The 14,049-nt window shown below is 71.2% G+C and carries 12 protein-coding genes; 7 read left to right on the top strand and 5 right to left on the bottom strand.

Features of this window, described 5'->3' with window-relative positions:
- Positions 1-28: 28 nt before the first annotated feature.
- The 3 genes from ACIGEZ_RS19490 (at position 29) to ACIGEZ_RS19480 (ending at position 4,555) form a co-directional block, all read left to right on the top strand.
- Positions 29-2,161 carry an FG-GAP-like repeat-containing protein gene (locus ACIGEZ_RS19490; protein WP_399832622.1) on the top strand — a complete coding sequence of 711 codons (2,133 nt, stop codon included), beginning with the start codon at positions 29-31 and terminating at the stop codon, positions 2,159-2,161.
- Positions 2,162-2,719: 558 nt separating this feature from the next.
- The gene (locus ACIGEZ_RS19485) at positions 2,720-3,463 is read left to right on the top strand and encodes a class I SAM-dependent methyltransferase (RefSeq protein ID WP_399832620.1); all 744 of its coding nucleotides are present in this window, start codon (positions 2,720-2,722) and stop codon (positions 3,461-3,463) included.
- A 198-nt stretch (positions 3,464-3,661) separates the two neighbouring features.
- Entirely contained in the window at positions 3,662-4,555 is an 894-nt protein-coding gene (locus tag ACIGEZ_RS19480) for a methyltransferase domain-containing protein (protein WP_399832618.1), read from the top strand.
- A 49-nt stretch (positions 4,556-4,604) separates the two neighbouring features.
- Here ACIGEZ_RS19480 and ACIGEZ_RS19475 read toward each other — a convergent pair whose 3' ends face one another.
- Positions 4,605-5,228, bottom strand: coding sequence for a TetR/AcrR family transcriptional regulator (locus tag ACIGEZ_RS19475; protein WP_399832616.1), 624 nt, complete (start codon positions 5,226-5,228; stop codon positions 4,605-4,607).
- Positions 5,229-5,380: 152 nt separating this feature from the next.
- Between ACIGEZ_RS19475 and ACIGEZ_RS19470 the strand changes: the two genes are divergently transcribed.
- On the top strand, positions 5,381-5,812 hold the full coding sequence (locus ACIGEZ_RS19470) for a hypothetical protein (protein ID WP_399832614.1): 432 nt from the start codon (positions 5,381-5,383) through the stop codon (positions 5,810-5,812).
- Between the two features lie 142 nt (positions 5,813-5,954).
- On the opposite strand, the gene ACIGEZ_RS19465 is transcribed toward ACIGEZ_RS19470, so the two are convergent.
- The 4 genes from ACIGEZ_RS19465 to ACIGEZ_RS19450 form a co-directional block, all read right to left on the bottom strand.
- Positions 5,955-6,617: a class F sortase gene (locus ACIGEZ_RS19465; protein ID WP_399832612.1), complete on the bottom strand. Its 663-nt coding sequence runs from the start codon at positions 6,615-6,617 to the stop codon at positions 5,955-5,957.
- A gap of 61 nt (positions 6,618-6,678) precedes the next feature.
- Positions 6,679-7,215 (bottom strand): hypothetical protein, encoded by a 537-nt coding sequence (locus ACIGEZ_RS19460; RefSeq protein ID WP_399832610.1) that lies wholly within the window; start codon positions 7,213-7,215, stop codon positions 6,679-6,681.
- Between the two features lie 125 nt (positions 7,216-7,340).
- A complete protein-coding gene (locus ACIGEZ_RS19455; protein ID WP_399832608.1) occupies positions 7,341-9,302 on the bottom strand; it encodes a sensor histidine kinase in 1,962 nt (653 codons plus the stop codon).
- On the bottom strand, positions 9,289-10,014 hold the full coding sequence (locus ACIGEZ_RS19450; RefSeq protein WP_399832606.1) for a response regulator transcription factor: 726 nt from the start codon (positions 10,012-10,014) through the stop codon (positions 9,289-9,291). Before ACIGEZ_RS19450 ends, ACIGEZ_RS19455 begins: the two co-directional genes overlap by 14 nt.
- 177 nt (positions 10,015-10,191) lie before the next feature.
- Between ACIGEZ_RS19450 and ACIGEZ_RS19445 the strand changes: the two genes are divergently transcribed.
- From ACIGEZ_RS19445 to ACIGEZ_RS19435, 3 genes are all read left to right on the top strand, one after another.
- Entirely contained in the window at positions 10,192-11,595 is a 1,404-nt protein-coding gene (locus tag ACIGEZ_RS19445; protein ID WP_399832604.1) for a DNRLRE domain-containing protein, read from the top strand.
- Positions 11,596-11,718: 123 nt separating this feature from the next.
- The gene (locus ACIGEZ_RS19440) at positions 11,719-13,011 is read left to right on the top strand and encodes an MFS transporter (RefSeq protein ID WP_399832602.1); all 1,293 of its coding nucleotides are present in this window, start codon (positions 11,719-11,721) and stop codon (positions 13,009-13,011) included.
- Positions 13,008-14,024, top strand: a complete 1,017-nt coding sequence (locus ACIGEZ_RS19435; protein ID WP_399832600.1) for a TolB family protein — start codon at positions 13,008-13,010, stop codon at positions 14,022-14,024. The genes ACIGEZ_RS19440 and ACIGEZ_RS19435 overlap by 4 nt, the downstream gene beginning before the upstream one ends.
- Positions 14,025-14,049: the final 25 nt, after the last annotated feature.

Here is a 14,049-nt window from a genome sequence, read left to right as displayed (position 1 = left end):
GAGACAGCTTTGGATCTTGAATGATCTAATGATCGACGGCCCCGCAGGCGTCGGTCGTCGTCTTTGCCACGGCTGTGGCGAGATGAACGATCCGGCGGGGCCAGGCTCGCTCCCCATGCACCCCCGCCGAGGGGTGCATTTTTCTCGTTCGACGGCAAGGGATGTGAAGAGCTGGATGAGGAGACCTTCCATAGCAGTGGGCTCGGCCGTGCTGTGCTTCGCTCTGCTCGGCCTGTCCACGGGCGCCGGTAGCGCGACCGCCGCGCCTGGGCAACCGGCAGGGACGGCCACGGCATTCGAGGGCACTGCGGATGCGCCGACCATTGAGGCGGCCAAACCGGGCACCGGTGTCCGGTTGGCCGGCACCGGTGCCCGTCACGACTACAACGGTGACGGCCGCAGCGATCTGGCCGCCTGGTACGACTACGCAGACGGGCACGACGCCGTACGCACCTTCCTCGCGGGCTCAAACGGCGCTTTCGCCGCGCCCGGGGTGGGCTGGGAGACCCCCGCAGGCACCTACTGGGTCGAGAACATGAAGCGCCTCACCGGCGACTTCAACGGGGACGGTGTGGGCGACCTCGCGGCCTTCTACGGTTACGAGGACGGCCGGGTCACCCTGCTGACCTGGCTCGGCCGTGGAGACGGCAGATTCGAGAGTCCTCTCCATTCCTGGACTGCGGCGCCGGGCAACTGGAACTTCGACGCGATGACCGCCCAGGCCGGCGACTTCAACGGGGACGGCCGTGACGACGTCGCCGTCTGGTACGCCTACGGAGACGGCAGCGACAAACTCTTCACGATGCTCGCCCGCCCGGACGGCGGCTTCGGCGCGCACTTCTCCTCCTTCCAGCGGGCCCCTGGGGATGGCTGGTACGTCAACCGCATGAAGTTCGCCACCGGTGACTTCAACGGGGATGGTCGTGACGACCTCGCGGCGCTGTACGGGTACCGGGACGGCAGTGTGAAGCTGATGTACTGGGCCGGGCGGACCGATGGCGGGTTCGCCGAGCCCGTGCACGGCTGGGAGTCCACGGGCTGGACGTTCCGGCAGGCGAGTCTGCACGCGGGTGACTTCGACGGTGACGGCCGTGACGAACTGGCTGCCTGGTACGACTACGCAGACGGACACGACGCGGTGATCGGCTTCCGTCTCGGCACGGACGGAAAGTTCGGCGGCCGGCGGGACATGCTGGCCCTCCCGGCGGGCTCGTACGACCGTTCGCGTATGAAGATCGTCACCGGTGACTTCAACGGGGACGGCCGCGACGATCTGGCCACTCTCTACGGCTACGCCGACGGACGGGTGAAGACGATCACCTTCACCGCCAAGTCCGACGGTGACCTCAACAGTCCCCTGCACAGCGGGGAGTCCGAGCCCGGCAACTGGACCTTCAGCCAGGTCCACATGATGGAGGGGTACGCCAGCCCCACCCTGCTCCCCTACTGTCCCGCGGTGTTCGGGCACGGCGGGTGGCCCACAGAGGCGGAAGGCTGGCAAGAGGACCAGATCCGTGCAGCGAACCACCCCAGGGGCCTCGCTCAGGAGAAGAGCTGGGGCGCGGGCGGGGTGGAGGCCGATCTGCGGCTGACCAAGAACGGCACCAAGGCCGTGATGTGGCACAACAGAACCACCTACGGGCTGACCGGATCGTCCGATCCCGTCTCGGAGCTGACGTGGGCGAGCGGGCCGAACCCGCTCAATGGACGCACCATCACGCGCGGCCCTTACACGGGTGAGACCGTGTACACGTTCCGCGAGTGGCTCGACAGCGCCAAGGCCCTCGGCATGGTCGTGTTGGTGGAGGTGAAGAAGGAAACGAAGGAATCTCTCCTCAGCAGCGACTCGTCGATCCGGGACACGGCCTGGAACGAGGTGCTCGCACCGATCGCGGAGCGCATCGCGTCCCAGGAGATCATGATCTACACGCAGGACACGGAGCTGGACCCGGTGTTGCGGAGCCGGGTCAGCGCCGCAGGCCTCTCCGCGGCCCTCACCGGTTTCCCCGACTGGTACGACGTCGTCGACTGGCAGGAGCCGCCCCCGCCGGCCTCCGGCAACTACGCTTCCTGGCAGCGGGCGCTGGATGCCGATGTGACCCGTCTGGCCACGTCGTGGACGCCGGGCCTCACCGACTGGATGGACGGACGCTGCGTCTGACGTTCGCGCCTGGCCGCGGGGGAGGCGATGAAGTTCGCCTCCCCCGCGGCCCGGTGCTTGCCGGAATCGTGCCCCGGCAACTGCCCTGTGGAATCCGGTGGGGTCACAGCGGGAACTTTCCCGGATACCTCGTCGAATCGTAGGCAACCGCCAAGGGACAGCGCCAGGCGGCCATCGCCCTGAACTACGACCCGAACTCCATGCCGCACAAGACGAGAGCCGCGGTCGAGAAGCTCACCGAGACGACTGCTTGATCGAATAAGGAGTCAGTCACCAGGATCCGTTGACCGCCGGCACACGTCGGCGCCCCTGGCGGGGCAGGTGGAGTAGGACCGGCGGCCCCGGGTGACCGAAAGTGAAAGATCTAGGTCGGGGATGATTTGCGAGGTGCTGTTGGGTGATACGAGGATCACCCGGTCAACTTCTTTGTGCCTTTTGCCAGTACGGGCGGTCAGACGGCGCGGAGCAGACTCTCTGCCACGACCACGGCCGGCCGACCTCCGGATTCGGGGGGCCGGCGTGGCCACGTACAGGACGAAGCACAGAAGGGGGCGGCACGTGAGCGTGCAGCAGTACGACGAGATCGGCGAGGCCTTCGAGGGGTTCAAGTCCCTGCCGTTGATGCGGTTCGGGGAAGTGCCGAGCTTTCTGAGCATGGTCGGGGACGTGAGCGGCAAGTCCGTTCTCGATCTGGCGTGCGGCACCGGCTTCTACAGCAGGGAGTTCAAGCGGCGCGGTGCCACCGATGTCTTCGGTGTCGACATCTCCGTCGAGATGATCGCCGCCGCCCAGGAGATGGAGCAGGGCGAGCCGCTCGGTGTGCGCTACGAGGTCGGCGACGTATCCGAACTGCGCCCGGTGGACCGGCCTTTCGATATCGCACTGGGCGTGCAGTGTCTCAACTACGCCGAGGACATCGCGGAGATGGAGCGGATGTGCCGCAACATCCACCGAAGCCTGGTGCCGGGCGGAGAGTTCTTCATGCTCGCCCAGAAGCCGGACTACGCGTTCGACTGTCCGTCTCTGGACACGTACGGGTACATCTGCGAGCCGGCCGGCGAGGAGATCGAGACGGGTCCGCGGGTGCGGGTCACCGCCCTCCTCGAGCCGCAGCCGATCACCATCGTCAGCACGGCCCCGCGCCGCGAGGTCTACGAGCAGTGCCTGCGGGCGGCCGGGTTCAGTGCGGTGGAGTGGGTTCCGCTGCACGTGTCCGAAGCCGGCATCCGCGAGTTCGGCAAGGACTTCTGGGCGGACCTCCTAGCGCACCCGCCGCTCGAGATGCTGCGCTGCCGCGCCTGACCTCGACCCGCTCGTCAGGCAGGGCCGACGTCGCCGGATGATGTCCGCTTCATGACGGTCCGTCGGGTGAGAAGCCCCTCTTCCAGCGCGTCAGGGTGCAGAACCGTGCTGTATGGCGTGCGGGGTTGGCCGGCTGTGTGAGACATCCCTCTCCCGTCGTCGTGGCGCTGGAGGCCTGGGAAGGTTGACCATGTAGTCATGACCTCCTCGCCCCGCCCGCCGCACGTCGGTGACCGACCGGATCCTCCAGGCGGGACTTCCGCCCTCGGAGGAGAGCCCGCTCCCGCCCGTGGGTACCTGCTGGACAACGCGCGCGCCGAGGCGGGCGAGCGGTTCGTTTGGCTGGCCGAGCTGTTCGACGGTGTGACGCGCGGGCACTTCGATCGGCTGGGGGTCGGGGCCGGCTCGCGCTGCTGGGAAGTGGGGGCCGGTGGCCCCAGTATCCCGGAGGCGCTCGCGGCGGCCGTCGGTCCGACGGGGCACGTGCTGGCCACGGACATCGCCCCGTCGTGGCTGAAGGGAGGCGACGGGTACGAGGTGCGCCAGCACGACGTCGCCGCCGATCCGCCCCCGGAGCCGGGAACGTTCGATCTGGTGCACGCCCGGCTCGTGCTGGTCCATGTACCGGACCGGGCTCGCGCGTTGGCCACCATGGCGGCAGCGCTACGGCCCGGCGGCTGGCTGCTGATCGAGGACGCCGATACCGCTCTGCAGCCACTGGCGTGCCTGGACGACAGCGGCCCTGCGCAGCGGCGGGCCAACCGGCTGCGTGACGCGGTCCGGGAGCTGCTGACGCGCCGCGGCGCGGACCTGCGCTACGGCCGGACACTGCCGCGGGCCTTGCGTGAGGCGGGCTTGGTGGATGTCGCCGCGTCGGGCTTCTTCCCGGTCGGCGGACCGGCCTGCGACCGGCTGGAGGCGGCGACCATCCGGCACGTGCGCGGCGAGCTGCTCGCGGCCGGCCTGGCCGACGACGCCGAGATCGACGCGCACCTGGCCGCCGTCGACACGGGGAAGCTCGACCTGACGCTCGCGCCGCTGATCTCGGCCTGGGGACGCCGTCCATCCGAGCACCCTCCGGCACTCGGTTAGGTGCGGATCCAGGCGTTCGGGGCGTCGGCCCTCCCGAAGCCCCGGCTCCTCAGGTAGCGGCATCGGAATCGGCCGCGCGACTTCGACGTCGCGCGGCCGCATTTTCGGCGGCTCCGAAGCGGGCGATCAGCGTGTCGAGGCCGCACTTGATGCGGTGCACGTCCCAGCCGCGTTCGGTGCGCTGGAAGTCGAAGAGGCCTGGCGTGAACGCCATCAGGAGCAGGTCCGCCACGTAGTCCGCGTCCATGTCGGGGGCCAGTTCCGCGACCATGCCGGCGATCTGCTCGTGGTGCCGGCGGAACGGGGCGCTGTGGTAGCGGCCTGCCGGGGCGCTCGCTTCTGCCAGGAGCAGCAGTTCCCGGTTGCCGTCGACGAGGTCGGCCAGGCCGTGCAGGAACGCGCGCAGCCGGTCTTGCGCTGACGGGGCCTCGTCCTCGCACAACAGCGTGAACGCCTCCTGGAAGCGGGTCTCGTTGTCCTCGATCAGGGCGTAGACGAGCCCCGCCCGGTTGTGGAAGCGCCGGTAGACCGTACCGACGCCGACCCCGGCCTCCTTGGCCACCGCGTCCAGGGACAGCTCGGCGAAGCCGTCCGCGGCCAGCAGGCGCCGGGCGGCGTCGAGGATGCGGAGGCGGTTGCGGGCGGCGTCGGCGCGCTCGGTGGGGGCGGTCATGGCGGGCAGCCTAGCGGACGTAGCGGAGACTTCTCCGGTTACCCCTTGAGAATCGGAGAGCTCTCCGCTTATGGTTACGGCAAGTCAAACGGAGAACCCTCCGGTTGATGGACCGAACCTCCCAGATGCCTCGCCCACAAGGGGATTACGCCATGACCGCCATCACCTCCTCCACCCCGCTCCTCAACGGCCAGTCGATCGGTATCGCCTACCACGCGATCGCCGCGGTTCGAGACCGGCTGCTCACCGCCTCCGGCCTGACCTTCCGCCAGTCGGTGGCGCTCAAGGCCGTCGCCGACGGGCACGACCGTGACGGCGCCGTCGACCGCATGACCGCGACGCTCAAGATCGGCGAGCCGGAGGCGCAGGCCCTGCTCGACGAAATCGCCGGTGCCGGGCTGATCGAGGGCTCCCGGCCGTCCCTCACCGACAAGGGCGACCGCGTCCAGCGAGGGTTCACGGACGCCGTGGCCGGACTGACCGAGCGGCTGTACGGCGGCCTTCCCGAGGCCGAGCGCGAGATCGCCGCACGCGCGCTCGCCCACGTCACCGCCATGGCCAACGCCGAACTCGCCGCTCAGTAGGCGGCGTGCGCCGGGCTCTTGCCCGAAGATCCGGACTCGGCACGACGTACGCCCCACAGCCGGGCGGCGCCCCGTCGTGGCCCTCGGTTCCTGCCGAAGGCGGCCACAGGGACAGCGAAGCCGCGCCTGCCGCGTACGGACGTCAGCGTGCGACGGCGTAGACGATGAGGTTGTCGACCGGGTGGCCCGCCGAGTCGAAGGCTCCGTCGCAGGTGATCAGTCGCAGCGTGCGCCCCTTGGTGGCGCCGTAGACCTTCTTCGTGGGAAACGTCTCCTTGGCGACGGTTTCGGTCCCGCTGACGGTGAAACGGGCGGTGCCACCGCGGCTGTCCCGTACCTCGACGGTCGCGCCCGCGCGTATCCGCTTGAGGTCGTGGAACACGGCCTTGCCGAAGCGGGTGGAGTTGTGACCGATGATCACCGCGGCGCCCGGCTGTCCCGGCCGGGGGTTCCCCGTGTACCAGCCGGCGGTCATTCCCTTGTCCGACGGCGGCACTTCGACCGTGCCGTCCTGGTTGAGGCCGAGCCTCATCAGCTCGCCGTCGATGCCGAGGGACGGGATGGACACACGAGTCGGGATCGTCTTCGTGTCGTCGGCCCGGGTCGGGTCGGCCGGATCGCCGGTGGGAGTGCGGGGGGCTGTCGCCGCCGGGGGCGATCCGCTGTCGTTCGCGGTGCCGCTCGCGTCGCTCCCGGCGCCGTCGGTCGCGCAGCCGCCGACGGTCGTGGTCAGGACGATGCAGAGCAGCAAGGGCCGGGCGTACGTGCGCCAGGTGCGGGCGCGCCGGCCGGTCGTGCGGGTCATGGGTGGCTCCCGGGCACGGAGTCGTGGTGCCGCCGCTGCCGACGGCACCACGACATGTCGGTCAGTTGTCGCGCTGGGCGGCGCCCCGGCGGCGCAGCAGGACGGTGCCCGCGCCCGCGAGGAGCGCCGCGCCGGCCACCGAGCCGGCGACGGCGGTGGTGTTGTCCGTACCCGCGGCCTCGGGGCGCTCGCCGGCGGCGACGCCGCCACGCGGTGCGGCCACCTCGCCGGGGGTCCGGTCCGCGACAGGGCGCGGTCCGCCGTCCTCTCGCTCACCGGCGGCGACTCCGCCACGCGGCGCCGCGCCCTCGCGCGGGGTCTGGTCCGGGACGGGGCGCGAGTCGCGGTCCGCCTCGACGCGCTCCCTCTCCGACGAGCTCGGGGCCGGGACCGGGCGCGGCTGGCCGGTGCTCGGTGCGGGGGTGGAGTCGGCGGCGCTCGCCGAGGGGCGGACGGGCAGCTCGGACGGCGGTGCGGACGGGTTGCCGGACGCGAACGCCGAGGTCGAGGGCAGGAGCACCCCGCCGATCACGGCGGTGGTGAAGGCTGCGGCGCGCAGGCTGCGACTGCGTCGGGACGGGCTGCGGTGGGACGGCATGGCTGTTGCTCCCTGTTCGATACGAATCGGCCGGCACCCGCGTCTTGGCTCGCTCTGGGGGCGCCGGTGGTCGCCATGCTCACGGAAACTTGTCAGAAAGCTGTCAGCAGCCTGTGGCCTTGCCGTCAGAGCTTCGCGGCCCGGACCGCACCCTCCCGCGCGTCTGCCGGAAGGCGCAGTGTGAAGGTCGAGCCGACGCCTTCGGTCGAGGCGGCGGTGGCCGAGCCGCCGTGGGCCTCGGCGAGTTTGCGCACGATCGACAGGCCGAGTCCGCTGCCGCCGGTGCGCCGGTTGCGGGACCGCTCCGCCCGCCAGAACCGGTCGAAGACGTACGGCAGATCGTCGGCGGCGATCCCGCTGCCGGTGTCCGCGACCTCCACGACGACGTCGGACAGGGGCCCGTCGCCGCAGCCGTCGACGCGCTCACCGAAGGCGCGCAGTTCGACGCGTCCGCCGCGTGGGGTGTGGCGTACCGCGTTCGAGACCAGGTTTCCTACGGCCTGCCGCAGCCGTACGGGGTCCGCCGTCAGCGCCGGCGGGCTGTCGGGTGCCGTGACTCTGAGGGTGACCCCGGCCCGCTCGGCCTCTGCCTGGTGGGCGGCGGCGACCTGGCCGAGGAGGTCGGCCACGTTGACCGGCTCCGGGTGCAGGCGCAGCGCGCCGGCGTCCGCCTGCGCGAGATCCTGCAGGTCGTCGATGATGTGCTGGAGTTGTACGGCCTCCTCAAGGAGCGAGGCGATCAGGGCCGGACCGGTGTCGGCCAGACCGTCCTGAGCGGCCTCCAGCCAGCCGCGGATGTTGCTCAGTGGCGTACGGAGTTCATGGGCCACGTCACTGACCATCGCCTTGCGCTGCGCCTCCAGACGGGCCCGATGCTCGGCCAGCTCGTAGAAGGCGGCGGACAGTTGGCCGATCTCGTTGTCGGCGTGCACCGCGACGGGGGTGGCTTCGGCTCCTTCCTTCATGCGCTGCGCCGCGCCGGTCAGCGCGCGCAGCGGGCGTACGAGACGGCGTCCGGTGAGGATCGAGACGCCGATGGTGAGGGCGAGGACGAGCGCGGCCGCGCCTGCTATGCGGGCGGTGTTCGTCGCGGACAGGTCGAAACCGGGGACGTTGCCCCGGTCGGTGTCGCCGATGAACAGCAGGGCCGGTTGGGTCACGTACGAGCTGAGCTGCTCGCGTCGTGCCGTGTTCACGCAGGAGCCGATGGCCTCGTCGGCCGCCCTGTCGAACTCCCTCGGTACGGGAACGGGTTCCGCCGCGGGCGCGGGTACGGGCAGGGGCCGCCGTCGGCTGCCCTGCCAGGTCAGGTCCGGGTTCAGCGTGATGCCCGGACGACCCTGGCGGCTCAGGCAGGCGTTGGCTAGCTTGGTGAGGGCTGCGAGGGCCTTGGCTTCCGTCTTCGTGGGGGCGTCGAGGCCGGTGGTGGAGCAGTCGTCCGACACCACGCGGTCGGCGGGGTGGTCGCCCTGGTCGATGCGCGGGCGCCCTGACGGACCGTCCGTCACCGCGACGTCCCGGCCCTCTCGGCGCAGGCAGGTCGCGATGCGATCCGCCGTGCTGCGCAGGTCGCGCCGTTCCGAGGGCGGCAGGCGGAAGGGGCCGACGGCCCGCGCGTCGATGCGGTCCGTCGACGACTTCGCGTCCTCACGCGCGTTCACGACACCGGACAGCGCGCTGTCCACGGACAGCGGGTCGACGACCGCGGACGGGCGGTTGGGCAGTTGCGGGCCCGAGCTGCCGGCCGAGTCGGCGAGGGGCTCACGGGCGTGGGTGGTGACGGCTATGCGGCGCCCGTACCGGGAGGCCAGTTCCTTGACCGTGCCGTCCACGCCGTCCCATCGGGGGTGGGTCGCGGCGTACCCGAGCAGGGCGTCGTAGATGCGGGCGTCGTCGGCCAGGGCCTGCCCCTGTTCCTGCTGGAGTGCTCCCGAGGTGGTCTGGGCGGCGATCCACGCCGTCGCGGCGACGGAACAGGCCGCGACCAGGGCGAAGACGCCGAGGAAGCGTCCGAGCAGGCTCTTGCGCAGGGGCAACCGCGAGCGCGCCGTACGGTTTCCGCGGTCGGCCCGGTCACGACGTCGCACGCCGTGTGCCCTTCGCGGGGTCGGTCAGTTTGTAGCCGACGCCGAAGACGGTGAGCAGCATGGCCGGGGTACGCGGCTCGGGTTCGATCTTCTTGCGCAGGTTCATGACGTGCATGTCGACGGTGCGTTCGCTGACGTAGCGGCCGAAGCCGTGCAGCTCCTCGATGAGCTGGGGCCGGCTGAAGACGCGGTCCGGTTCGGCGGCCAGGGCGGCGATGACGCGGAACTCGCCGGGGGTGCAATCCACGGGCGTGCCGTCGAAGGTGACCTCGTGCCGGTCGGCGTCGACCCGCAGCGCGCCCACGCGGAGAACCCGGCCGTCTTCGGGGGCGGGCGTTCCCGCTCGGCCGGTGCGGCGCAGCAAGGTGCGCACGCGCGCCATCAGCTCGCGCGGGCTGTACGGCTTGGTCATGTAGTCGTCGGCACCGAGGTCGAGCCCGAGCAGCAGGTCGTCCTCGGTGGACCGGGCGGTGAGCATCAGCACGGGCAGCTCCCGCGCTTCGCCGCGCAGGACCCGCACGACATCGAGCCCGTCGACGCGCGGCATCATCACGTCGAGCAGCAGCAGGTCGGGCTCACATTGCCGGACCCGCTCCAGCGCCGCGCGCCCGTCGGCCACGACCGTGACCGCATGGCCCTCATTCTCGAGATAACGCCGCACCAGCTCGGCCTGCTTCTCGTCGTCCTCTGCAACCACCACGTCAGCGCACACGCGGCCGATCGTAGGCGATGCCCAGGTCGGCGAGGACGGGCGCTGCACCCCTCTGGCGAGGTGTCGACGTCTGCGGTTCACTCGACCGCCATCGGCACCACTTCGCCACCACACCGGGGCGCATCACGGGCCATCTAGCTTCCGTGGCGCCCTCGTCACGCAAGCGAAAGGTCTCGCATGCCCAGTCGGAAGGTCACCACGCTGGCCGTCGTCGGCGTTCTCGCCTCGGCCACACTCGCCTCGACCGCCCTGACCGACCTCGCGCCCACAGCCACGGCGGCGGGCACCACGTTCACCGCCACCGCGGACACCTACGTCGACAGCCAGAACCCCGCCACGAACTACGGTGCCTCGCAGCAACTCGGCGTGGACCACAGCCCGGTCAAGGAGACGCTGCTGAAGTTCGACGTGGCGGGCATCACGCAGCCCGTGACCGGCGCCAAGCTCCGGATCCACGTCGACGACGTGGCGGGAGCGGAGAGCAGCAGCGGCGGGACGTTCCGGGCCATGTCCCAGACCACCTGGACCGAGACGTCCGTCACGTACAACAGCAGGCCGTCGATCGACGGTGCCACCCTGGGCTCCCTCGGCTCGGTCGCCCGCAACACCTGGTACGAGGTCGACGTCACCTCGTACGTCAAGGGGAACGGCACCTTCAGCATCGGCATCACCTCCGCCAGCAGCAACGGGGCCGACTACGACGCGCGCGAGACCGGCTCCACCGCGCCGCAGTTGGTGATCGAGACGGGCAGCGGCCCGTCCCCGACGCCGTCGACCTCCACCACCCCGCCGACCGGGGATCCGGTGCTGGTCGGCACGGGCGACATCGCCACCTCGGGTTCCGGGGACACCGCGACCGCGAACCTTCTCGACAACATCCCCGGCACGGTGTTCACGACCGGTGACAATGCCTACCCGAACGGCACGGCGTCGGACTTCTCCACGTACTACGAACCGACGTGGGGCAGGCACAAGGCCCGCACCAGGCCGGCACCGGGCAATCACGACTACCTCACCTCGGGCGCCTCGGCGTACTACAGCTACTTCGGCGCCAACGCGGGCACGGCGGGCAAGGGCTACTACTCCTACGACCTCGGCAACTGGCACGTCGTGTCGCTCAACTCCGAGGTCGGCATGGCCGCCGGATCGGCCCAGGAACAGTGGCTGCGCTCCGACCTCGCGGCCAGCGACAAGCCGTGCACCGTGGCCTACTGGCACAAGCCGCGCTGGACGTCGAGCTCAAGCCACGGCCCTGACGCCTCGACCGGGCCGCTGGTCCAGGCGCTGTACGACAACAACGCCGAGCTCATCCTGACCGGCCACAACCACCAGTACGAGCGGTTCGCCCCGCAGAACCCGAGCGGTCAGCTCGACACCGCCCGTGGCGTCCGGGAGTTCGTCGCCGGCATGGGCGGGGCGAGCCTCTACGGCTTCGGCACCCTCCAGCCCAACAGCGAGGCCCGCAACAACGACACCTTCGGCGTACTGAAGCTGACCCTGCACGCCAACAGCTACGACTGGGAGTTCGTCCCGCAGGCGGGCAAGACGTACAACGACCGCGGCACCGGCACCTGTCACTGACCCCGTCCGTCGGGCTGGATGCCGCTCGCGCCACGCCCCCGCCGGCGGGAACGGCATCCGGCCCCATCTCCCTTCGGCTCTCCTCGCAACCATCCCCACCATCCCGACCGGAGGTCGCACCCCGTGTATCTCTCCACGATCGGCAGGCCGTCGCTGCCCGCCGCCTCCCCCGGGGCCGGCCGGCGCGGCCGGTGGACAGTGGTCGGCGGCAACGTCCTCGCGCTCGGCTCCGTCAGCCTGATCACCGATGTCTCCGCGGAGATGGTCACCGCCGTCCTGCCGCTGTACCTCGTCCTCGGTCTGCACCTCAGTCCGGCGGCGTACGGCGTGCTCGACGGACTCAACACCGGGGCCACCGCCCTGCTCAGGCTCGTCGGCGGTTACGTGGCCGACCGGGTCCGCCGGCGCAAGGCGGTCGCCGGCGCCGGGTACAGCCTGTCGGCGCTCGCGAAGCTCGGTCTGGTGGCGGCGGGCAACTCCGCGGCGTCGATCGGGCTCGTACTCGCCGCCGACCGGGCGGGCAAGGGGCTGCGCACCGCTCCTCGCGACGCCCTCATCACCCTGTCCGCACCGGACCACGCCCTCGGCAGGGCCTTCGGGGTGCACCGCGCCATGGACGGCGTCGGCGCCTTCGCCGGTCCGCTCGTGGCCCTCGCCGTGCTCACTGCCGCGGGCCAGTCCTTCGAAGCGGTCTTCGTCACCAGCTTCTGCATCGCGGCCCTCGGCGTGCTGGTCCTCTTCCTCTTCGTACGGGATCGCGGGGAGGCCCGGCCGCCGTCGGGCACCGTCTCGCCGCGCGCCGTCGGCCGCCTGTTGCGGACCCGTCCGGTGCAGCGTCTCGTGAGCGCGGCCTGCCTGCTCGGACTCGCCACCATCGGCGACGGATTCGTGTACCTGCTGCTCCAGCGGCGCGAGTCGCTGTCCATCGGGTGGTTCCCCCTGCTGGCCGTCGGCACCAGCCTCTCCTACCTCCTCCTGGCGGCTCCGCTGGGCGCGCTGGCCGACCGGCTGGGGAGACTGCCCGTGATGCTGGGCGGATACGGCGTACTCGCCCTCGTCTACCTCCTGCTGCACAGCCCCCTGGAGGGACCGCTCCTCCTCGTCGTCGTCCTCGGCCTGAACGGACTCTTCTACGCCTCCACGGAGGGCGTGCTGATGGCACTCGCGGCGCCCGTCCTGCCGGAAGGACTGCGAACCACCGGCATCGCCCTCGTCCAGAGCGGCCAGGCCCTCGCCTATCTCGGCTCGTCCGTGCTCTTCGGACTCGCCTGGCAGGCATGGGGCCCCGCCGCGGCCAGTCGGGGAGCGGCGGCCGGTGTGCTCGTCGCCGGGGTGGCCACGGCGCTCCTGCTCGCCCGCCGGCCCGGCACGTCGCCCGATACGAAGCCGATCGAAAGGACCGGTGCCGCCTCGTGAACGGCCCGACCCAGCGCGTCAGGATCCTCGTCACCGTGCTCGCCGCCGTCCTGCTCGCGGGGCTGGCGACCACCGCCGTGGTCCGCGCCCGGCAGAACGCCGCGTCCGCCTCCCCCGACGGCGGTCACGGGGCGATCGCCGCCGCGTCCCCAGACGCGCCTCGCCCGCCCGGTCCGCGCCTTCAGGTGCTGAGCAACGGACTGCTGTCGACGGTGGACCTCGCCGACCCCTCGGGCACGCGCACCGTCACCACGCAGAAGTGCGACCGCGCGTACACCGCGGGCGGCACCACCGCCTGTCTGACGCCCGCCGGGGCGCTCAGCGGCCCCCGGCTGCTGGTGCTCGGCCCGGACGGACGCGTGCGACGCAGCATCCCGCTGACCGGCCTTCCCAACCGGACCAGGGTCTCCGCCGACGGCCGCATGGTCGCGTGGACGCTGTTCGTCGGCGGGGACTCGTACGCGGGCGGAGGCTTCTCGACCCGGACCGGGATCCTCGACACACGCAGCGGCCGGCTCATCGGGTCCCTGGAGGATTTCACGGTGTTCCGGGAGGGCCGTCGCTACCGCGCCGCGGACATCAACGTCTGGGGCGTCACGTTCGCCGCCGACGACAACCGCTTCTACGCGACGGTGTCGAGCGCGGGCACCCGATCCCTGGTGGAGGGGGATGTACGGGCCCGGACCCTGCGTACGCTGGCGGACGACGTGGAGTGTCCGTCGCTGTCGCCTGACGGCACGCGGATCGCCTTCAAGCACGCCGTCGACGCCGACCCGGGCAAGGGCTGGCGGTTGTCCGTTCTCGACCTCGCCACCCTCCGCCGAACGCAGTTGGCCGAGACCCGGACGGTGGACGACCAGGCGGCTTGGCTCGACGACAGGACCGTCGCGTACGGCCTCCAGCGCGCAGACGGGACCAACGACGTGTGGGGCGTCCCCGCGGACGGCACCGGGCGGCCACGGACCCTGGTCCTCGGAGCGAACTCCCCCGCGGTGCTGCCGCCGGTGCGTTGAGGCCGTGGCCTCGTCCCGACCGGAC

The sequence above is a fragment of the Streptomyces sp. NPDC085481 genome (assembly GCF_044541845.1).
Lineage (GTDB): Bacteria > Actinomycetota > Actinomycetes > Streptomycetales > Streptomycetaceae > Streptomyces.
Note: the sequence above shows the minus strand (reverse complement) of the source record. Positions and strands in the feature narration are given on the sequence as shown.